The sequence below is a fragment of the Halomonas sp. ALS9 genome (assembly GCF_001651035.1).
GTDB lineage: Bacteria > Pseudomonadota > Gammaproteobacteria > Pseudomonadales > Halomonadaceae > Vreelandella.
On sequence record NZ_LXRG01000173.1, the window covers coordinates 157,926 to 176,835 of the forward strand.

Sequence of the window (18,910 nt, forward strand, 5' to 3'; positions counted from 1 at the left end):
CGCCCGGTAATGGCCGGGCGTTTTTATTGCACAGTATTAATCCTTACCTTCAGATTCTAAGCCAAGCTGTTCCAGTACTTGCTCGACTATTCTCCTGTCATCACCTTGTAGCGTTTTTAACGGCTGAGGCAGGCAGGGCTGGCTCACTTTTCCAGTCATTTCCGCAATGGTGGCCACCACTCGCAGGCTACCGCCGTATTTACGGTAGAGTGCCCATAGCGGCTCAAGGGCGTCTGAAAGCGCTTTGGCTTGTTGAGTATCCCCTGCCTGAGCGGCCCGGGTTATCGCCAGTGCTGCTTGAGGGTATACCCCAGCGATCACGGAATACCAGGCATCGCAACCCGCATTTAGACCGGTGGCTGCCGCTGAGTCGCCACTGATGCCGATGGTGACATCACCGGGAATTAACTTGCGCAGCCGTGCAACCCGCTCACTTGCGCATGCAATATCGTCCTTAATCGGCGGAATCTTGATAGAGCGAACCTGCGACAGTTGGGCGATACGCCCATGCAACTCATCGCTGAATTCAAAATGGGTAGTACCAGGGTTATCGTATACGCACAGCGGCACACTCAGCGATTGGCAGACCGTAGCGTATAGACTGAAAACCTCATCATCAGTGAGTCTTTGGTAGGACACCGGTGCTAGCAACACCCCGCTTGCGCCTGCTTGCTGGGCGCTTTCTGCATTAGCCAACACATCGCGGGTACGTAGCGCACCAATACCCACAACAACAGGCACGCTACCTGCGCTTTCAACGCTAAGCTGGGTAACACGGGCGCGCTCATCGCTGCTTAAATAAGCGTAGCTACCCGTCGAGCCCAACACGCCTATGGAGTCCACCCCTGCCCCAGCTAAATGTTCCACTAAGCGGGTAAACTCGCGCTCCTTAATATTCTGCTCGTTCATGGGGGTTAGCGGAAAAGCACTTAGGCCGGTGAACATGATGGACGATCCTTTTCAAGAGGGAGGGCAATCGCAATGTTACATAGGCGATTGGCTATTATGTACACGCCTATGGAAATGGAATAGTCATAATCTAATACTCACTGTTCGTTGACATGACTTCCTGTTATTTTTTTTGAATTGATGTAGTGTTTGGTAATGTGCCGTATCGATATGGCACAGTCATTTCTGGATGCGTATCTTTCAGTCATACCATTAGAGCTGAATATAAAAACAGTTTTGCTAGTGCTGCGAGGGAGAACACGTCATCAATTCATACACATTTAATATGCAGGGCAGAACTGCATCGTGCGTGAACCTGGCGTTCATTAATCAACCAGTAAGCCGCCACTAATGCCATCACTCGTTATAAGCGGTTCTCCATTGCGATTGGCCTTACTGGCAGTGACTACCCTTATTTTGCTGGTGGGTATCACTTTCGCAGCAACAAATGCCATCGCTAGGGAAGCACCACTTTATTTAGTGGCTCATCCTGATGTCGCTACCCGCTTACTAAATAGGGATACCACCCGTGCGATTTTCGCGATGCGCCAACGCACCTGGCCGGATGGCCAAGCAGTCAGGGTCTTCGTCTTAAGTAATAGCCACCCCGTACATGCTCGCTTTGCCAAAGAACAGTTGGCGGTTTACCCGCACCAGCTTCAGCTAGCCTGGGATCGCATGGTCTTCTCAGGTACCGGGCAAGCCCCTGACCGAGTAAGCGATCAGGCAGAAATGCACGAGCAGGTCGCCACGACACCCGGTGCTATTGGCTATCTTGAAAGGGAGTATCTGGATGATAGCGTTCAAGTTATTTCGATGGAATGAATGTCGAGCCCTTGCCACGCTGCTGGGCACCGTTGTGATGGGTTTATCTGCTCATTCCCAAAGCGGTGAGCACGTTCTTGATACTCTGCAAGTGCACGGATTTCTTAGCCAGGCACTAGTGGTCACTGACGAAAACAATTTCTTTGGTCACAGTAGCCAAAGTGAAGGTAGCTTCGAATTCACCGAAATAGGTCTCAACGCCTCCTTACGCCCTCACCAGGATGTGCTTGTTGCTACTCAGATACTCAGTCGTCGAGCTGGAGGCGATAGCTCCGATGCTGAACCTAAGCTGGATTATGGCCTAATTGATTATCAAGTGATTTCAGACCAAGAACGAACCTTTGGTATTCAGTTAGGAAGGTTCAAAAACCCTTTTGGATTTTATAACCAAACCCGTGATGTGGCATTTACACGCCCTAGCATACTGCTGCCTCAATCTATTTATTTTGATCGCACACGGTCTCTCGGACTTTCAGGAGATGGGATAAGTCTTTACCACGAAGAAAGACTGGCTACCGGAGTTCTTCGCACGCAGGTAGGTATTGGCCAAGCTCAAGCAGATGAGGATTTACAAAGCTCGCTTCGTCTAGAAGATGTGCCGGGAACACTAGATGCTAAGCAGTCAGCTATAGGTCAAATTCGTTATGAGCATGATGGAGGGCGTATTATTGCAGCATTGAGCACTGCTCAGGCGAAAGCACGCTTTGATTCCAGCACTGCGGAACAGACAGATGTCTCCTTTCGGTTTCGTCCAGTTGTTCTGTCATTACAATACAACGAAGAACTCTGGAGCTTAACGAGCGAGTTCGCCCTAAGGTCAACTAAACTTGGTGGCTTAGAAAACCGTTGGGTAAATGATGTCACGGGCGAAAGTTGGTATATCCAATACACGCGGCGTTTTGCCAGTGAATGGCAATGGTTAGTACGTTACGACAGCCTCACCAGCAATCGCGCAGACCGCAACGGTAAATCTTTTGAGGAGAGCACCGGGGGTATCGTCCCAGCCCATACCCAGTTTGCAGATGATCTAACCTTTGGTCTGCAGTGGAACCCGCATCCTCAAGTTATGCTAGCAGGTGAATATCACCATGTGGACGGCAGTGGTTGGCTGCCCATTCGGGATAATCCAGATTCATCAGCAACCAGCCGAAGATGGAACATGTGGTTATTCCAGCTATCGCTACGCTTCTGATGCCTCCCCCGATCCTGGCTAGGACGTTACCGTAATGAAAACACCTACCCTTTTTCGAATGCCTCAGCGTCTTAGCCTAACCTGGCGGGTTATCACCTTAAGCAGCCTCCTGCTTTTAGCGTTGGTAACACTTTTTACTTGGCTAGGACACGACAACTTAACTCGTCAGTTTCAGGAAAGTCGGACTCAGCACCACGAACGCCAGCAGCGAGAAATCCGTTTAGCGTTGCTCCGTTCATCGGAAAATTTACGTCAGTTAGCTGGCTTAACTGCCGCCTCAGCAAGCCTGGGCCTGCCCTTACAAGCGGGTAGCACAGCCGATGTCGAGCGAGCGCTGGACTCCCAATGGCCCGCACTTCAGCTCGAGGCGGGAATTGATGAGATTCTAATCATCAATACGCTCGGTCAAGTATTGGGCAGTTGGGGCGCCGGAAACTCGCAAGCACAGCTTCCCATACGGAACTGGGTAAGCCAGGTTATCAACACCGAACGACCACTTGCAGCGCTTCGCTGCTCAGCTAGCTGCCAGCAATTTGCTGCCGTGCCGGTACTGGTGAGGGGAGAAAGCGTCGGTATGGTCGTGCTATCTCGCTCGTTAGCCGATGTCACTCGGCAAGCCAAAGAAGTCTCTGGCAGCGAAGTCGCGCTACTTGTTACCGGGCCCGCTGAAGACAGCCAGGTAACGGCAACAAGGCAGCTGCAAGCGTGGAATGGCCAATTGCTGGCACTCACAAGCGAAGAACAAAGTTTAGTACCTTTGCAGCGAGCGGCAGATACGGCCCCTGTACGTCGCTTGATAGAAGCACCACTAAGTCTTGAATATAGCGGCAGGCACTTAGAACTCAGCGCAGTGCGCATGGAAGAGGATAACGAACGTAGCAATATCGGATACTTTCTGCTGATATCAGACATTACCGAGCAAATTCAGGCAATTAACCAGGATACTCGCAAGCTGCTGTTCGTTGGCGTGCTCGGCTGGATTGCCGCTGAACTACTGCTATTAATTATATTACTTGGCCCAATGGCTAGGCTACGTAGAGTCGCCGGATTGCTTCCTGCCCTGGCCGACGGGAAGTTTAGCGATATACGTTCCGCCATTCCTAGCCACCGCCGTCGCATTCCCGACGAGATAGATGTTCTTGAGAGCACCACACTCGAGCTGTCGCGCCAACTTGAAATGCTAGAAGGTGAAGTTCAGGAGCGCGGCCATCAGCTAGCTGAGCGTATTGAAGAGCTAGCCAAAGAGCGTGATTTCATCAGTGGCCTGCTGGACACAGCCCAGGTGTTTATCATTGCTCAAGACTGCACTGGACGGATCAGCCTAGTCAATGAGTATGCTCAGCTGATGCTAGGGCTCAATGAGGCTTCGCTACTTGGGCGACATTTTGTTGATGTCTTCGAGGCGGGAGTCCCTAGCACAGTGAATACGTTTTCCCATCCTCAGCAAGAGGAAAAAACACTACGTACGCCCGACCACCGCCTTCATACTATTGCTTGGTATCATGCACCTTTACAGACAGGTAGCGAGGGGAAGGTATCCCGCATATCAGTCGGGCTCGATATTACCGATCGCAAGGCTGCCGAAGCGCGGTTAACTTGGTTGGCCGAGCGCGACCCGCTGACGGAGCTTTACAACCGGCGCTATTTCCAGCATGCACTGCAACTTGCGCTTGAACGCCCATCGAAGAAAAAAGGGGCGGTACTGCTGCTGGATTTAGACCAGTTCAAAGAGGTTAACGAGCTGAGCGGGCACCATGTAGGCGACAAATTACTCCGCGAAGTTGCCGACACACTCCTCCACAACCTTGGCCGCCGTGGTGTTATTGCCCGCCTTGGTGGCGATGAGTTTTCCCTCCTATTAGAAAATACCAACGCCGATCAAGCCGTCAGTGCCGCGCAATATATTGCCCAACTGCTAGAGGGCATCGGCTGCGTTGTCGGCGAGCGGCGGCATCGAGTAACGGCCAGTATTGGCATTGCCCTGTTCCCAACCCATGGCAATACACCCGCTGACCTTATGGCTAGCGCTGATGTGGCTATGTACAAAGCTAAAGCGAATGGTCTCCAGCATTGGCATCTACTTTCCAAGTCAGAAAATGCCAAAGACGAGTTGCAAGAACGAGTTTACTGGGTTGAACGCATACGCAATGCGCTTGAAGAGGATAGCTTCGAGCTAATGGTGCAGCCCATCATGCGCCTGGCAGACCAAGACGTAAAACACCACGAGGTACTACTGCGAATGCGCGACGCAGATGGGAGCCTAATTGATCCTGCACACTTTATTCCAATTGCCGAGCAGAGCGGACAGATTATCTTAATCGACCGTTGGGTATTGCGGCACAGCTTAAAGGCGCTTAGCCAATTGCAGGATAGAGGTATCACCTTAGCGGTGAACCTTTCCGGCCAGTCCCTTCATGATGGAGGGCTAAAGCAGTATTTGGCAGACGAGCTGACTGCCAGCGGAGCTGACCCCCACCACCTAATATTGGAAGTAACAGAAACAGCGGCGGTTACTGATTTTTCTACCGCACGCGGCGTACTACAAGCAGTACGCGACCTTGGTTGCCGCACCGCTCTGGATGACTTTGGGGTGGGCTTCAGCAGTTTCCATTACCTAGGGCAGTTACCCGTCGATTATATCAAGATTGATGGTTCTTTTATTCGCAGCATGCTAATCAGCCCAGACAGCCGAGTCATTGTTCGCGCGATTGCTGACATTGCTAAAGGTTTTGGCAAGCAAACAATTGCCGAGTACGTTGATCAGGAAGCCCTATTGCCAATAATAAAATCCTATGGGATAACTTATGGTCAAGGATTTCACTTAGGGCGTCCAATTCCAATCCATATAGCTTTCACCAACTATTAATGAACAGCATTATTTTCAACGAAAGAAAACACAACACCATCCAACAAATTAACTAACCAAGGAAAAACAGTGATGGAAGCAATTCAAAAAAAGGAGAAAACTAGCAACATACCGATAGATATCTTCACATCTTTTAATGACGAATTTAATTTCAGCCTTGCTATCACTGAAAATCAAAAGAACAGGATATATAAGCTCCGCCACGAAGTTTATTGTCAAGAAATTGGTTATCACCCAGCCCAAATAACTAATCAAAATATCGAATCGGATATTCACGACTCTCATTCCATTCACTGTTTGATTGAACATCGACGATCTGGACTGGCAGCTGGCTGCCTTAGATTGGTATTACCAGCGCCTCACCATGATGGAGAACTGAAGAGACTACCTCTTCAAGATTTTGGTGAGCACACGCTTCCCCACGAAGTTTTGCACCCCGCTAAACTACCATATGAGAGTATTTGTGAAATATCGCGTTTTGCTATCGCTAGAGCATTTCGCCATAAAGCAATAAATCATGAAACTCTTGCCTCAAACGCTTTTGATTACCAATTTACAGAAGCTGAAAAAAAGGCGTTTCCTTTGATAATTATTGCCTTGTTCCTTGCAACATATGCACTCGTCGGCTTAATGAAAAAACGTCACGTATTTGCCATGATGGAACCAAGACTTCCAAGACTTCTCTCCATGTCCGGCTTCAAGTTTAAAAAGGTTGGCGAACCTATTGAAATGCATGGTAAGCGAAATGCTTTTTACATCGACCACAGCAAAGCAGAAAAAGAGATGAACAAAGAACTAATGCCGTTTTACCTTCACATCCGAAAAACTTTAGAACCACAATTAAAAGAACTGCTGACAATCAAGGACAGCAGTTCTATTAATTAGTTTAATAACAACTTCAACTATAGTGCACTGTTATTCTCGACTGTAGACGCGGGCCTAAAATCATTAATCGTTACACTAGTGAATTTCTCTAAGAAAAACACTAGCGTTTCGGGATATTGGAAGCGCTCTTCAAAGCGCTCTTGGCCTTCTTTCGAGCGCCGTGTCACGCTTGCCTTATAACCTTCATTTGATTTAAAAACCTTTACGCTATTCTCACGACTACCGTCACGTTTGATGGCCGTTATGGGAGAGTTATCGCTCAGTAAAACGTCTAGTTGTCGAGCAGCTGTGCGCTCTTCATCGGACGCCCAAAGAGGTTGGTCTCGGTCTCCATAGCGGTAGAGCATAATGACCAACATGACGGAAAAAATGCTACTGGTCAGCATCCAGGTTAATAAAACGCTCGAAAGCGGTGTTGTCAGCATGATGAATAACTGAACGACAATGCCCACAGCAAGCACACAGGCCAAGGGCCGCCACATGCGTGGATTCATAAATCTGCGCTTCAAGATGTATCCCCAAAGCCCAACCACTGCTAATGCCCCCAACAGCAAATGCACGGGAGCAAGTAGAGTCCCCCCACCAGCCAATATGGCAATTACCCCCATAATTACCATTAAACTGTAGAAAGCAGCTAACAGGTAGTAAGCGCGATCAAGGGTCATATGCAGTCTCCATGCGGGTTAACCGATGGCCTGCGGCGCCATCGGTTTTATTGTTATCGGTTATCGACTTGCGATTATAGCCTTGGAATCCAGTATAGATGATCACGACAATTCTTCACTATTGCCGTATCAACCTTTACTACTGTTTATAACCCCTGAGCGCCGCGACGCAGCCAATCATGGACAAACGCAAGCTTACGGCGGGCCGTCTCTGACAGCACAAAAGGGTAAAGATCCGGCAAGCCCATCGAGCGGTTAACGTGGTTAACCCCTACGGTAAGCGCCGCAGCCACGTATATTAATCGCTCCGCGTCTGGCTCTGCATATGGATCCCACTGCGGGCTAGGCAGCTCCGGCGAAGAGAGGTCTGATGCCGCAAAACTATCGGCAATATCGGTTAAATGCAGCAGGTGCGCGGCAGTTTCGGCCCAATCTTCGTGGGGATGTGCTGAGGCGTAGGTGGTTAAATAGCGCTCTTTCCAATCAGGCGGCGGCCCGGCTTGGTAGTGATGCTGTAGCGCGGCCTGATAATCCTGACGCTCGTCGCCAAACATCTCACGAAAGGCATTCAAAAAATCTTCGCGCAAACTAAGCCGCCACCACAGCATGTGTGAAATTTCGTGGCGCATATGGCCAATCATCGTGCGGTAAGGCTCTTCTAACGCTTCCCGACGCGTAGTAACCAGCACGGGGTCTACCTCGGCCACACTGATGGTCACTACGCCCTCAATGTGCCCCATCGGCACAGGTGTGGGGCCTTCGGCAAGCAGATGGAAAACCGGCGGGGCGCCTGGATCTTCGGGTCGGAACCAGTGCCAACGGCCCAGATTATCCAAAACCCAGCGCTTAGCCGCTTCCGTTTGTGCCCAGTTAGGAATAGCGTTGGGAAGGTTAGGGTCTGGCGCCAGTGCTGTCATGGCACAAGCGCGGCAAAAAGCACCCTCTTTAGGGGCAATCCAGTTGCAGCCAATAATGTCACGATTGATGCAGAAAGGCGGCATTGGCACAAAGGCACGGGCCTGAGGGTCATAGGCGACGGGAACCCCGTCTGCAGTTGCAAGGTTGTCGAACCAGAGAGAGCCCGAACCGACGGGATTTGAAAATACGCGCATACGGTGAAGCTCCTGAAAGCGAGAAAAGAGAACCCATAACCGACTGAACGTTCTCTTTTCCAAAAATCCTATTAAAAAAGTGTCCAGCGCCCCTTACTTCATCTCAAAGCTAGGTCATGTCAAAGCCAGGTCATGTCAAAGCCAGGTCATCTCAAGACTATTTCATTTCAAAGCCGCGCTTGATCAAAAAGGCACGCATATGAGGGCGTAACTTGCTATCAAACAAAGGCTTAAGATTGCGGGACCAGTCGGTGTCTTTGTTACTGCTGCTGCGAGCCTGATAGTAAGTCTGCATAGTTGTATCGAAGGCCTCTACCTGCTCGACGTCTTCAGTGTAGTAGTCTTCTTTAAGAACCGCCTCCACGGGTAAGCGTGGCTTTACTTCAGGTTCTTGGTCTGGATAGCCGAGGCACATACCAAACACTGGGTACACGTGCTTGGGTAGACGTAGCAGATCGCTAATCTGTTGAGGATTATTGCGGATACCGCCGATATAGCAGATTCCCAGCCCTTCAGACTCCGCTGCCACCGCCACATTTTGCGCCATTAGCGCCGTATCGACGGTCGCCACCAACAGTTGCTCGGTCATTCCTCGAACAACGTTTGCGCCAGTGCGCTCAGAAGCCTCTGTCGGACGCTTCATATCAGCACAGAAAACCAAAAAATCGGCACAGCTAGCAATGTAACCCTGACCGCCGGCCAGCTCTGCTATCTGCTCACGGTTCGCCTGATTTTTCACATGGATAACGGTATATGCCTGAACATGGCTGGACGTAGCCGCTCCTTGACCGGCTTGAATAAGCTCCAACAGCAACTCACGCGGAATCGGTCGATCGTTAAATTTACGGATCGAACGGTGGGATTTCAGTAACTCAATAACGTCGTTCATGGAACCTCGCTTATCTGCATAACGCTTATCTGAAACAACAAACGAATAGGGTAACAGATTTGTACAAGATGACAGGAGTGGCTGATCGCTTTCAAAACAGGCTAGAGCAAATGCATAATTGCGCCGCGCACGCCGCGTTGATCTATCCATAATTTGCCTAGCGTAATAGGCAGTTTGAATCGGCGCTTTCCCGCTGCTCCAGGATTGAAGAACAGCTTTCCGTCCTGATGTTGATTGCGGGGCTTATGGGAATGGCCATGCAGAACAGCCACGCAAGGAGTCTTTGGGTCGAAATCTTCTAAGCGGTGAACAAGGTGCAGGTGTTTTTCGTTCACAATAATGTCCTGATGTATCGGCAAACTCGTCGCCCACGCCGCCCTGTCTATATTGCCCTTTACGCAGTGCACTGGCGCCACTGTCTCCAAACGCTGCAAAATCGCTTTATCCGCTTCTTTGCTACCCACATCCCCCAAGTGCAGAATGAGTTCACACCCCTCCAGGAGACAAAGTGCCTCATCACGCAGCAACCCATGGGTATCGGCAATCACCCCGACGGGAGAATTGACGCTATAGCACGGTTTAGATTGGCTCATTCCCCCCCCTGTCAGCGGATGAAAATGTCATTCTAGCTTTTTTTGCTAGGACGCTATCAAAAGTTGCCTACCAAAGCCGATATCTAAGTTATCAAATAGCTAGCGATAGCGAGTCATTTATTAGATTTTCATTGTCTATCTAATAAGTTAGGCATCAGCAAGCTATACTGCTAAGGCTATACGTTGATAACTGACACTTGATGGAATAATAACGACGCCAGGAAGCCGATATGACCAATACCCCTCAAAATGCACCCGGGCAAGAGTGGAATGCCAGCGACTACGCCCAGAATGCTAATTTTGTACCTAAGCTAGGCAGCGAAGTGGTCAAGCTGTTAGCGCCTCAGCCCGGCGAACGCATTTTGGATCTTGGCTGCGGCGACGGCTCGTTGACCGAGCGCCTTGTGCAACTTGGCGGTGACGTGCTCGGTGTAGACGCTTCAGAAGAGATGGTGAACGCCGCACGCCAACGCGGGATTACCGCGCGTGTCATTGATGGGCACCAGCTGCCTTTTGACCATGAATTTGATGCAGTATTTAGCAATGCAGCGCTGCATTGGATGCTAGACCCCCAGGCGGTACTAGCAGGCGTTAAGCGTGCATTAAAGCCGGGAGGCCGTTTTGTGGCTGAGTTCGGTGGCCATGGCAATGTCGCCGCTATTTGCACCGCACTGATTGCTGCCCTGCAGTTTCGGGGCATTAGCGCCCGCGGCCGCCACCCCTGGTACTTTCCGACCACCCACGAGTACGGCCATTTGCTGGAAACAGTCGGTTTCAAAGTAGAAAGCATTGAGCTGATCCCACGCCCTACTCCCTTGCCTACCGGCATGTTGGGGTGGCTGGAAACCTTTGCCAGCCCTTTCCTGCATGGGCTCGACGAAGATGTGCGCGAAGCAGTACTTGAAAACACTTTAACGCTGCTGGGACACAGTCTGCGCGATGAACAAGGCAACTGGACGGCAGATTATGTACGACTGCGCGTTTCAGCCCGTGCGTAAGCTGAACCGCCTATTAGCGGCCACGTTATAGCGGCAAACAGCCGCCGGCAATAAGTACACTTATCATCGGCGGCTTTTAGTGATTTAAGACCTAGAACTCATTCCATTCATCGACGGTTTCTGATTGGCTCTGCTTCATCTGTTGGCGTGGCGCTGACTCAATGCGTGGGTCTACTGCTTGCCCTAGGGCCTTTCCCTTATGCGTCATCGCAATAGCGCTGACAGCACTCTCATCAATGCGAAAGGTAGCCATCAAATCGGCCAGCTCGCGGGCCTGCTCTTCTAAAGAACTAGCGGCCGTGCTGGTTTGTTGCACAAGCGCAGCGTTTTGCTGGGTCACCGAGTCCATTTCGGTAAGGGCAGCATTAATTTGCTCAATACCACTGTTCTGCTCACGCGTAGCGGTTGAAATTTCGCTCATTAGAGTAGTGACTTGGCGAATCGCATCCACCGTTTGGTGAATCGTCTGCCCGCTGCGCTCCGCTTGTTCAGCGCCACCGTTAATTTTCGTGGTGGTCTGCTCAATCAAACTACGAATCTCTTTGGCGGAGTCAGCACTTCGCGTCGCTAATGTACGCACCTCGCTGGCCACAACGGCGAAGCCGCGGCCTTGCTCGCCTGCGCGGGCTGCTTCGACTGACGCATTGAGTGCTAATATATTGGTTTGGAAGGCAATGGAGTCAATCACGCCAATAATATCGTTTACCTGGCTCGCACTGGCCGCAATCTCACGCATAAGTTGCACCGTGCGCTCTACCTCTTCGCCACCTGACTCCGCTGACCGTGACGCCGCAACCGAAAGCTGATCCGCCTCTTGGGCCGTTTCAGCGTTTTTAGCTACCGTCGTCGACATCTCCTCCATGCTGGAAGCGGTTTGCTGAAGCGCGGAGGCCTGCTGCTCAGTGCGCGAAGAGAGATCCTGACTTCCCGCAGAGATATCACCAGCCCCGCTGAAAACCCGCTCGCTGCTGCCTCTCAACGCAACAACCAGTTGTTTTAGCTTCTCCTGCATCGCCGATAGTCCACTGAACAACTGACCAATTTCGTTACGCCCGCGATCCTCAATCTGGCCTGTCAGATCACCATCGGCAATCCGCGCAAAGTGTTCACTGGCACGTCGAAGTGGCCTTACTACGCTGCGCATCATTGCCCACCGAATCACCACCACTGCCACCAGTGAAATCACTAAAAGGGTAATAGCAATGGCACCAATAATAGTCGCCAAACGATTGAGCTGTTGGAGGACATTCGCGCCACGCTCTTCGGTATACGCGATAAAACCACTCATTGCCTGATCCAATTCAGCGCTTAATGTCCCCAGTTCCTCTTGCCTGCGCTGAATTTGAAAAGGGGCGGCTTCTAATAGTGGCGAAATGCCCTCCGTCACAAAAGCATTGTAAGCGCTGATAATCGCATCACGGTGGGGTGCCAGCGTACCTTCAGGATTGATTGGCACGGCACTAAACTCATTAAAGCGCGCCTCTGCCTCAGCCACCGCCTCTGCTGCCATGGCAAGACTTTCCTGCCCTTTCTCTGGGTTACCCTGGGTGCTGAAACTCGCCGATCGGTCTAAAAACGTTTGCGCTCTAAGCGCGTGCACCTGTGTGCGGTTGGCTAAGTTAACGAGTCGTACGTTGGTGGCAGCCAATTCTTCAAGTGCTTGCGAGCTATTATGATTGGAATAAAACCCGAGGCCGCTGATCAAGCCAATCATAAGCACCAGTAGGGCTAATGCAGCAGTCAGGCTCCATTTAATAGAGAGGTGCTTCATTCTGTTAATTCCTTAATATTTATAATTTATTCAATAAGATATCGGCCAAGCTAGCAAAAACTGAAGCACCGAAGCGCGAATCCAGACGTTGGGCTAACGTATAGTGTGATAAGCAACCGCCCGCAGCCTTTAAGATACCTAAGACACCATGGCAACGCTTTGGCGACTGGCAGCCTGGGCCACATCTACCTGAAGCCAAGCCCCCGCCATACACTCTAAGCGAGGAGCTTCGACCACCCCCTGTAAGCGCGCTCGCGTTAGTAGCGTGGCCTTAGTGTTGGCTTTAAGCGTACCGACCATATACCCGTCAATATCGACACAACTCCCCTCAATATAAGACGCTACATGGCCAGAGGCAGTCACAGAGACGGGATGATTGGGCGCAATGAGGGTACCCTCCAAACGCCCCTTAATGACCACCGGCTCATCGGCGATTACCTTGCCTAAAATATGGGTGGCTGACCCAATTCGGCTACCACCAGGTATGGGCTCTATGGCGGGAGACGCCACAGTGGTGGCATCTGTTTCAGGTGGCGACATCACTTCATAGGGTGATACTGGGTTGGGAACGGTATCCATAGCAGGTACTTTGCGCGCTATATCGGCCACGATTAAAGAGCGCTGTTTTAGTTTACGGCGCTTGCCGTCCCATACGATCAGCGTCATTACGCCAACGCCCAGCACAATAAACCATACTTGAATGCCCATACCGCTTCCTGCCGCTTTAGATGTGGTTACCCCAGCTAACGTTATACTCGCTCTGCTATATTGCGGCGGCGTGAATAAGCCCATTCACTTGGCTTAACTCCTGGCTTTAAGACGCTCATAAGCCGATTAAGGTATTTAGTGCTCACTACTTCGCACCCCAAAGGCGCACTGGCGTCATTTACTAGGAGTCACCCTATGTTTAACAAAGCCAAGAATGCCCCACCTGAAAATAAAACCTCAACGCTAATACCACCTGATACACGCTCATCAGCCACACAAGGAACCCCGACCAGCAGTGCGCGACCAAGCCTTTCCGTGATTGGGGCGCATACGCAAGTTGAGGGAGACATTAATAGCGATGAAGATTTAACGGTAGAGGGACGCGTAAGCGGCATTATCACCTGCAAACAGCACACCGTTACCCTAGGTGCCAATGGCTATATCAACGGCGATGTATTTGCCCATACGCTGCATGTATCCGGTGAAGTGATAGGCAATTTAGTGGTACTTCACCGCGCGACTATTCACAAAGGCGCCCAGGTCTCAGGCACTATTGTTGCCCCTTGCCTGGTGTTGGAAGATGGCAGCGTTTTCCACGGCAGTATCGATATGGATCCTGACAATGAGGTATTGAAAAGCGCCTTTGGCGATGCCACCGGCGGCGTTACAAAAACCTCCGCATTGAACAACGCCTCCGTGGCTAACTCGCGTAAAGCATCGGTCGATAAACATGCAACCGCTAGCGCGAACGCCGCGGAACACGACAAAACAGAAGCGAAAGCTAACGATTAAGGGGCTAGCGGCGCTGAGCGCACACTGGGCAAGCGGGATCGCGGGGTACTTGAAAGCGCCGCCATTGGCCACTTAAGCCATCGAACGTAGATAGCCCCTGATGGGCAGCACCTGCGCCACTCAGCAGTTTAAAGGCTTCTACCGCTTGAAAGCAGCCGATTAAGCCTACCAGTGGCGCCATTACCCCGCTTTCTGCGCAACTAAGCGCTTCGTCGCGGCTATCGTCGGGTGGATAGAGGCAGGCGTAGCAGGGGCAAGCCGCGTCGCGAGGATCAAACACCGCCAACTGACCTGAAAAGCGAATGGCCGCCCCAGACACAAGCGGCACCTCGGCTTTTTGTGACGCCGCATTCACCGCATAGCGGCTTGAGAAACGATCCGTACAATCCAGCACCACATCCGCCGAAGCGACTAAGCGTTCAAGGGCTTCGCCCTCGACATGTTGGTCTAACGCAACCACGTGACAATGTGGGTTGAGCGCTTGCATGCTGACCTGGGCAGAGTGCGCCTTATTTAAGCCAATACTGGCGTGTTGGTGGGCAATTTGACGTTGAAGATTGGAAAGTTCGACGTGATCGGCATCGGCGATCGTGATGCGCCCCACCCCAGCCGCAGCTAAATAAAGCGCTGCCGGAGAGCCCAAACCGCCTGCACCAATAATCACTGCATGAGCAGATTGCAGGCGCTCTTGGCCCTCGATATCCACCTCGGGCAGCATTATCTGACGGCTATAGCGCAGCAGCGCCTGGTCATCCATCATCGGCTTACTTATCCTCAAATTCCTCGTAGGCGGGGATGTGTAAATTGAAGCTCTCTTTCACTTCTTCCATCACCACGTAGCTTTTCGATTCTTTAACACCAGGCAACGTTAACACCACATCACCCAATAGCTGGCGGTAAGCAGCCATCTCAGGGATACGACACTTCAAAATATAGTCAAACTGTCCCGAGACAAGGTGGCACTCCTGAATCTGCGGCAGCTTTTCGACAGCACGCCGAAACTCATCAAATACCGCTGGCGATTGTGTTTCCAAGCTGATCTCGACAAAAACTAATAAATTGGCTTTTAAAGCCCGCGGATCAAGGATGGCTTGGTAGCCACGAATAATACCCGCTTTCTCCAAACGCTTAACGCGTTCAAGACAAGGGGTTGTGGATAAGCCTACTTCAGCGGCTAAATCGACGTATGAAATACGCGCATTCTCCTGCAAACAGCGCAGGATTTTGAGGTCGATACGGTCCAGCGTTCTATTTTTTGGTTTCATGGCAGGATCCAATACTGATGAATCAGGCAGTTATTAAAGGTGTCCCAGGGTAACCCGTTCATGCCCACCCAGGTCACGAATACTTTCAACGCTTTGATAGCCAGCGCTTTTAAGCGCCGCGCGCACCTTATCAGCTTGGCGGTAGCCATGCTCAAGCAACAACCAGCCTGACGCGGTTAAATAGTGCGGCGCAGAGTGCACCAGATGCAGCAGGTCGGCCATACCTTCGGCATCAGCAACCAGCGCTGAGCGAGGTTCAAAACGCACATCACCTTCGCTTAAATGGGGATCATCGGCGGCAATGTAAGGCGGGTTACTAACAATAATATCGAAACGTTTATCTGCCTCATCAAACGTTTCCAAAGCGCCGAACCAATTGCTTTGCAAAAACTGGGCATTAGTGATCGCCAGGGCTTGCGCATTACTAATTGCCAAGGTCACCGCTTCAAAGCGCAGATCCACACCAACGATTTGCCAGCCAGGCTGCTCGCTGGCGAACGCCAAGGCAATGGCGCCAGTACCGGTGCCAAGATCGAGCAGGCGGCCCGAGGGCAGCGCCGCTCGGCTTAGCGCCAGCTCTACGAGGGTTTCAGTATCGGGCCGGGGAATTAATGTATCGGGTGAGGTAGCTAAGCGCAGCCCCCAAAATTCGCGTTCGCCGGTGAGGTAGGCGACCGGTGCGCCTTGGGCACGCGCCGCTATTAGCGCATCAAAACGGGCATGCTCCCATAAGGGGCACGCTTTATCCCCCCAAGTGTAGAGCCAGGTGCGGTCGCGTCCGAGTACGTGACATAACAGCACTTCAGCGTCGATACGTGGTGAGCTGGAACCCGCCTTCTGCAAGCGCTGGGCAGCCTGTTTGAGCAGCGCATCAAGGGCCATTAAACGTCCTGAAGGGCTGAAAGTTGCTCCGCTTGATACTCATGAATCAGCGGGCTAATCACGTCATCCAACTGCTCACCGCTAACCACCTCGTTAAGCTTATAAAGCGTCAAATTAATGCGGTGGTCGGTAATCCGCCCCTGGGGGAAATTATAGGTGCGGATGCGCTCACTGCGATCACCCGAGCCCACTAGCGAACGGCGCGCATCCGCCTGCGTCTGGCGTTGACTGTCGACGGCGTTGCGCTTCAACTTCGCGGCCAGCAGCGACATCGCTTTGGCACGGTTTTTATGCTGGCTGCGTTCCTCCTGGCACTCCACCACCACGCCGGTGGGCAGGTGAGTAATGCGGATCGCAGAGTCAGTGGTGTTAACGTGCTGACCACCGGCACCGCTGGAGCGGTAGGTATCCACGCGCAAATCCGAAGGATTGATATCGATATCACCCACATCATCAACTTCAGGCATTACCGCTACGGTGCAAGCAGAAGTATGAATGCGGCCCTGGGATTCGGTCGCAGGGACGCGCTGCACGCGATGGGCGCCGGATTCAAATTTTAGCTGGGCGTATACGCCATCGCCTTTAACGCGGGAAATAATCTCTTTGTAGCCGCCCTGCTCGCCATGGCTGGCGCTCACCACTTCGACCCGCCAACCGCGTTTTTCGGCATAGCGTGAGTACATGCGAAACAGATCACCGGCAAAAATAGCCGCCTCGTCGCCGCCGGTACCGGCGCGCACTTCCAGAAATACTCCGCGGCCATCGTCAGGGTCTTTCGGTACTAGCAAGCGTTTCAGCTCGATATCCAACTCGGCTAACCGTTCACGCCCATCACTAAGCTCCATCTCCGCCAACTCACGCATATCAGCGTCGCTATCGCGGCTAAGCTGCTCAGCTTCGTGCATATTGGTTTCAATATCACGATAGCGCTGCCAGGCCGCCACCAGCTCTTCTAACTCGGCATATTCACGTGAATAGTCGCGAAAGCGTTGCTGGTTATTGATCACGTCGGGATCCGACAGCAGCATCGACAGCTCTTCAAAGCGTTCGGTAAAGCTGTCTAAGCGTTGGCGCAGAGTCTCTTTCATGCGGGCGTATCATCCTTCTGGCGGTTAACCGTGGGCGCAGGCGTGGTCTCGAATGCAGGTTTTATAGGCAATAGCAGCCGAGGGGCGGCATTCAGTAAGTCGTGATGCTCTTCTGAGGCCGCATCGCGTATAGCCTGGGTCGGCTGGTGGAGCAAACGGTTGGTCAATTGATGGGCCAAGCGCTCAATGACCTTAGCGGGGTCTTCACCCCGCGCCAACCGCTCTAGCGCTTGGTCACGGGAGAGATCGCGCAGCGCTTCACCATGCTGGCGATAGTCGCGTATCAACTCGCCGCCGTTACGAATACGTCGCTCGTGCTGCCAGCTACCCACCCCGTGCTCAATCAACGACTCGGCTTGATCAGCGGCAACCTGGCGGTGACGACGATTTTCCTGGATGACCTCTTCCAAATCGTCCACGGTGTAGAGAAACACATCCGCTAATTCGCCCACTTCGGGCTCAATATCCCGAGGCACCGCGATATCGACCATAAATACCGGACGATGGCGACGCTTTTTGAGTGCGCGTTCAACCATACCTTTACCCAGTATGGGTAGCGGGGACGCGGTGGAAGAGATAACAATATCGGCATGTTCAAGCGCATCGGGAATCTCTTGCAGGGTAATCGCCGTTCCCCCCAAGGGGCCTGCCACCAGTTCGGCGCGTTCACGGGTGCGGTTGGCGACGGTAAGCTGGCGAACGCCCGCTTCGTGCAAATGGCGCGCAACTAATTCGATGGTTTCACCGGCGCCGATTAGCAGCGCGCGTGAACGGCTAAAATCATCAAAAATACGGCTGGCCATGCTGACGGCAGCGTAGGCCACTGAAACAGGGTTTTTACCGATGCCGGTTTCAGTACGCACTTGTTTAGCCACCGCGAAGGTGTGCTGGAATAGGCGCTCAAGCTCACCGCCCAGGCCCTTGGACTGGCGCGCCTGCTGATAGGCGTCCTTCAACTGGCCCAAAATCTGCGGTTCGCCCAGCACCATAGAGTCCAGGCCAACGGCTACGCGCATTAAATGGCGCGCCGCATCGTTGTCCAAATAATGGTAGGCACAGCGCGTTAGCTCGTCGACGCGTAAGTTATGAAAGCGTCCGAGCCAGTTGAGTACCGCCTGCTCGCCAGCCGCATCCGTGACACAATAAAGCTCCGTGCGGTTGCAGGTAGAGAGCACCGCCGCTTCACTGATTTGTGGCAGGTTACGCAATTCAGTCAACGCGGTTTCAAGCTGCGTTGGCGTAAAAGCCACCTGCTCACGCACGGCCACGCTGGCGGTACGATGATTTATTCCCAGGGCAAGAAGCGTCATGCGTTATGCGTCTTCGCTAGTGTGTCGGACTTTTTGGCAACCGCCGTTATGATAAGCGGCTGCACCGTCAATTAGGGCTTGCTAAAACGAGTCTTTAGAACAAGTCTTCAGCGTGGTTCGA

18 protein-coding genes are annotated in these 18,910 nt (G+C 52.1%); 6 read left to right on the forward strand and 12 right to left on the reverse strand.

Going from position 1 to position 18,910, the window contains the following annotated elements; translation table 11 throughout:
* Window positions 1–36: 36 nt before the first annotated feature.
* Window positions 37–945, reverse strand: coding sequence for a dihydrodipicolinate synthase family protein (locus A6R74_RS12460; protein ID WP_064234791.1), 909 nt, complete (start codon window positions 943–945; stop codon window positions 37–39).
* Between the two features lie 354 nt (window positions 946–1,299).
* Here A6R74_RS12460 and A6R74_RS12465 point away from each other — a divergent pair, with 354 nt between their 5' ends.
* The 4 genes from A6R74_RS12465 to A6R74_RS12480 all read left to right on the forward strand — a co-directional run bounded on the left by A6R74_RS12465 (window position 1,300) and on the right by A6R74_RS12480 (window position 6,716).
* Window positions 1,300–1,773: a hypothetical protein gene (locus A6R74_RS12465; protein ID WP_205634188.1), complete on the forward strand. Its 474-nt coding sequence runs from the start codon at window positions 1,300–1,302 to the stop codon at window positions 1,771–1,773.
* On the forward strand, window positions 1,742–2,965 hold the full coding sequence (locus A6R74_RS12470) for a hypothetical protein (RefSeq protein ID WP_165603381.1): 1,224 nt from the start codon (window positions 1,742–1,744) through the stop codon (window positions 2,963–2,965). The genes A6R74_RS12465 and A6R74_RS12470 overlap by 32 nt, the downstream gene beginning before the upstream one ends.
* A gap of 34 nt (window positions 2,966–2,999) precedes the next feature.
* Window positions 3,000–5,831, forward strand: a complete 2,832-nt coding sequence (locus A6R74_RS12475; RefSeq protein ID WP_064234792.1) for a bifunctional diguanylate cyclase/phosphodiesterase — start codon at window positions 3,000–3,002, stop codon at window positions 5,829–5,831.
* Window positions 5,832–5,903: 72 nt separating this feature from the next.
* Window positions 5,904–6,716, forward strand: a complete 813-nt coding sequence (locus tag A6R74_RS12480) for a PEP-CTERM/exosortase system-associated acyltransferase (RefSeq protein WP_064234793.1) — start codon at window positions 5,904–5,906, stop codon at window positions 6,714–6,716.
* A 17-nt stretch (window positions 6,717–6,733) separates the two neighbouring features.
* Here A6R74_RS12480 and A6R74_RS12485 read toward each other — a convergent pair whose 3' ends face one another.
* The 4 genes from A6R74_RS12485 to A6R74_RS12500 form a co-directional block, all read right to left on the reverse strand.
* Window positions 6,734–7,381 (reverse strand): hypothetical protein, encoded by a 648-nt coding sequence (locus tag A6R74_RS12485; protein ID WP_064234794.1) that lies wholly within the window; start codon window positions 7,379–7,381, stop codon window positions 6,734–6,736.
* A gap of 146 nt (window positions 7,382–7,527) precedes the next feature.
* Window positions 7,528–8,493, reverse strand: a complete 966-nt coding sequence (locus tag A6R74_RS12490) for a zinc-binding metallopeptidase family protein (protein WP_064234795.1) — start codon at window positions 8,491–8,493, stop codon at window positions 7,528–7,530.
* A 157-nt stretch (window positions 8,494–8,650) separates the two neighbouring features.
* Window positions 8,651–9,382 carry an oxygen-insensitive NADPH nitroreductase gene (gene nfsA / locus A6R74_RS12495; protein ID WP_064234796.1) on the reverse strand — a complete coding sequence of 244 codons (732 nt, stop codon included), beginning with the start codon at window positions 9,380–9,382 and terminating at the stop codon, window positions 8,651–8,653.
* 101 nt (window positions 9,383–9,483) lie between these two features.
* Window positions 9,484–9,975 carry a metallophosphoesterase family protein gene (locus A6R74_RS12500; protein ID WP_064234797.1) on the reverse strand — a complete coding sequence of 164 codons (492 nt, stop codon included), beginning with the start codon at window positions 9,973–9,975 and terminating at the stop codon, window positions 9,484–9,486.
* A 230-nt stretch (window positions 9,976–10,205) separates the two neighbouring features.
* Between A6R74_RS12500 and A6R74_RS12505 the strand changes: the two genes are divergently transcribed.
* Entirely contained in the window at window positions 10,206–10,973 is a 768-nt protein-coding gene (locus tag A6R74_RS12505) for a class I SAM-dependent methyltransferase (RefSeq protein ID WP_064234798.1), read from the forward strand.
* A 91-nt stretch (window positions 10,974–11,064) separates the two neighbouring features.
* On the opposite strand, the gene A6R74_RS12510 is transcribed toward A6R74_RS12505, so the two are convergent.
* Window positions 11,065–12,744 carry a methyl-accepting chemotaxis protein gene (locus A6R74_RS12510; protein ID WP_064234799.1) on the reverse strand — a complete coding sequence of 560 codons (1,680 nt, stop codon included), beginning with the start codon at window positions 12,742–12,744 and terminating at the stop codon, window positions 11,065–11,067.
* Window positions 12,745–12,882: 138 nt separating this feature from the next.
* Window positions 12,883–13,452: a bactofilin family protein gene (locus A6R74_RS12515; RefSeq protein ID WP_064234800.1), complete on the reverse strand. Its 570-nt coding sequence runs from the start codon at window positions 13,450–13,452 to the stop codon at window positions 12,883–12,885.
* 195 nt (window positions 13,453–13,647) lie between these two features.
* Between A6R74_RS12515 and A6R74_RS12520 the strand changes: the two genes are divergently transcribed.
* The gene (locus A6R74_RS12520; RefSeq protein ID WP_064234801.1) at window positions 13,648–14,244 is read left to right on the forward strand and encodes a bactofilin family protein; all 597 of its coding nucleotides are present in this window, start codon (window positions 13,648–13,650) and stop codon (window positions 14,242–14,244) included.
* Window positions 14,245–14,248: 4 nt separating this feature from the next.
* Here the strand turns inward: A6R74_RS12520 and A6R74_RS12525 are convergent, their stop codons facing one another.
* The 5 genes from A6R74_RS12525 to hemA are packed head-to-tail and all read right to left on the reverse strand — an operon-like array spanning window position 14,249 to window position 18,789.
* On the reverse strand, window positions 14,249–15,004 hold the full coding sequence (locus A6R74_RS12525) for a HesA/MoeB/ThiF family protein (RefSeq protein ID WP_064234802.1): 756 nt from the start codon (window positions 15,002–15,004) through the stop codon (window positions 14,249–14,251).
* 4 nt (window positions 15,005–15,008) lie between these two features.
* Window positions 15,009–15,509: an Lrp/AsnC ligand binding domain-containing protein gene (locus A6R74_RS12530; protein WP_064234803.1), complete on the reverse strand. Its 501-nt coding sequence runs from the start codon at window positions 15,507–15,509 to the stop codon at window positions 15,009–15,011.
* A 33-nt stretch (window positions 15,510–15,542) separates the two neighbouring features.
* The gene (prmC, locus tag A6R74_RS12535; RefSeq protein WP_064234804.1) at window positions 15,543–16,391 is read right to left on the reverse strand and encodes a peptide chain release factor N(5)-glutamine methyltransferase; all 849 of its coding nucleotides are present in this window, start codon (window positions 16,389–16,391) and stop codon (window positions 15,543–15,545) included.
* Window positions 16,391–17,479: a peptide chain release factor 1 gene (gene prfA, locus A6R74_RS12540; protein ID WP_064234805.1), complete on the reverse strand. Its 1,089-nt coding sequence runs from the start codon at window positions 17,477–17,479 to the stop codon at window positions 16,391–16,393. The genes prmC and prfA overlap by 1 nt, the downstream gene beginning before the upstream one ends.
* Complete coding sequence (hemA, locus tag A6R74_RS12545; RefSeq protein ID WP_064234806.1) at window positions 17,476–18,789, reverse strand: glutamyl-tRNA reductase; 1,314 nt, start codon at window positions 18,787–18,789, stop codon at window positions 17,476–17,478. Before hemA ends, prfA begins: the two co-directional genes overlap by 4 nt.
* Window positions 18,790–18,910 lie beyond the last annotated feature (121 nt).

Coding starts and splice junctions, on each gene's coding strand:
- A6R74_RS12460 (WP_064234791.1), bottom strand. CDS start 945: ATGTTCACCGGCCTAAGTGCTTTTCCGCTAACCCCCATGAACGAGCAG.
- A6R74_RS12465 (WP_205634188.1), top strand. CDS start 1,300: ATGCCATCACTCGTTATAAGCGGTTCTCCATTGCGATTGGCCTTACTG.
- A6R74_RS12470 (WP_165603381.1), top strand. CDS start 1,742: ATGATAGCGTTCAAGTTATTTCGATGGAATGAATGTCGAGCCCTTGCC.
- A6R74_RS12475 (WP_064234792.1), top strand. CDS start 3,000: ATGAAAACACCTACCCTTTTTCGAATGCCTCAGCGTCTTAGCCTAACC.
- A6R74_RS12480 (WP_064234793.1), top strand. CDS start 5,904: ATGGAAGCAATTCAAAAAAAGGAGAAAACTAGCAACATACCGATAGAT.
- A6R74_RS12485 (WP_064234794.1), bottom strand. CDS start 7,381: ATGACCCTTGATCGCGCTTACTACCTGTTAGCTGCTTTCTACAGTTTA.
- A6R74_RS12490 (WP_064234795.1), bottom strand. CDS start 8,493: ATGCGCGTATTTTCAAATCCCGTCGGTTCGGGCTCTCTCTGGTTCGAC.
- nfsA (WP_064234796.1), bottom strand. CDS start 9,382: ATGAACGACGTTATTGAGTTACTGAAATCCCACCGTTCGATCCGTAAA.
- A6R74_RS12500 (WP_064234797.1), bottom strand. CDS start 9,975: ATGAGCCAATCTAAACCGTGCTATAGCGTCAATTCTCCCGTCGGGGTG.
- A6R74_RS12505 (WP_064234798.1), top strand. CDS start 10,206: ATGACCAATACCCCTCAAAATGCACCCGGGCAAGAGTGGAATGCCAGC.
- A6R74_RS12510 (WP_064234799.1), bottom strand. CDS start 12,744: ATGAAGCACCTCTCTATTAAATGGAGCCTGACTGCTGCATTAGCCCTA.
- A6R74_RS12515 (WP_064234800.1), bottom strand. CDS start 13,452: ATGGGCATTCAAGTATGGTTTATTGTGCTGGGCGTTGGCGTAATGACG.
- A6R74_RS12520 (WP_064234801.1), top strand. CDS start 13,648: ATGTTTAACAAAGCCAAGAATGCCCCACCTGAAAATAAAACCTCAACG.
- A6R74_RS12525 (WP_064234802.1), bottom strand. CDS start 15,004: ATGATGGATGACCAGGCGCTGCTGCGCTATAGCCGTCAGATAATGCTG.
- A6R74_RS12530 (WP_064234803.1), bottom strand. CDS start 15,509: ATGAAACCAAAAAATAGAACGCTGGACCGTATCGACCTCAAAATCCTG.
- prmC (WP_064234804.1), bottom strand. CDS start 16,391: ATGGCCCTTGATGCGCTGCTCAAACAGGCTGCCCAGCGCTTGCAGAAG.
- prfA (WP_064234805.1), bottom strand. CDS start 17,479: ATGAAAGAGACTCTGCGCCAACGCTTAGACAGCTTTACCGAACGCTTT.
- hemA (WP_064234806.1), bottom strand. CDS start 18,789: ATGACGCTTCTTGCCCTGGGAATAAATCATCGTACCGCCAGCGTGGCC.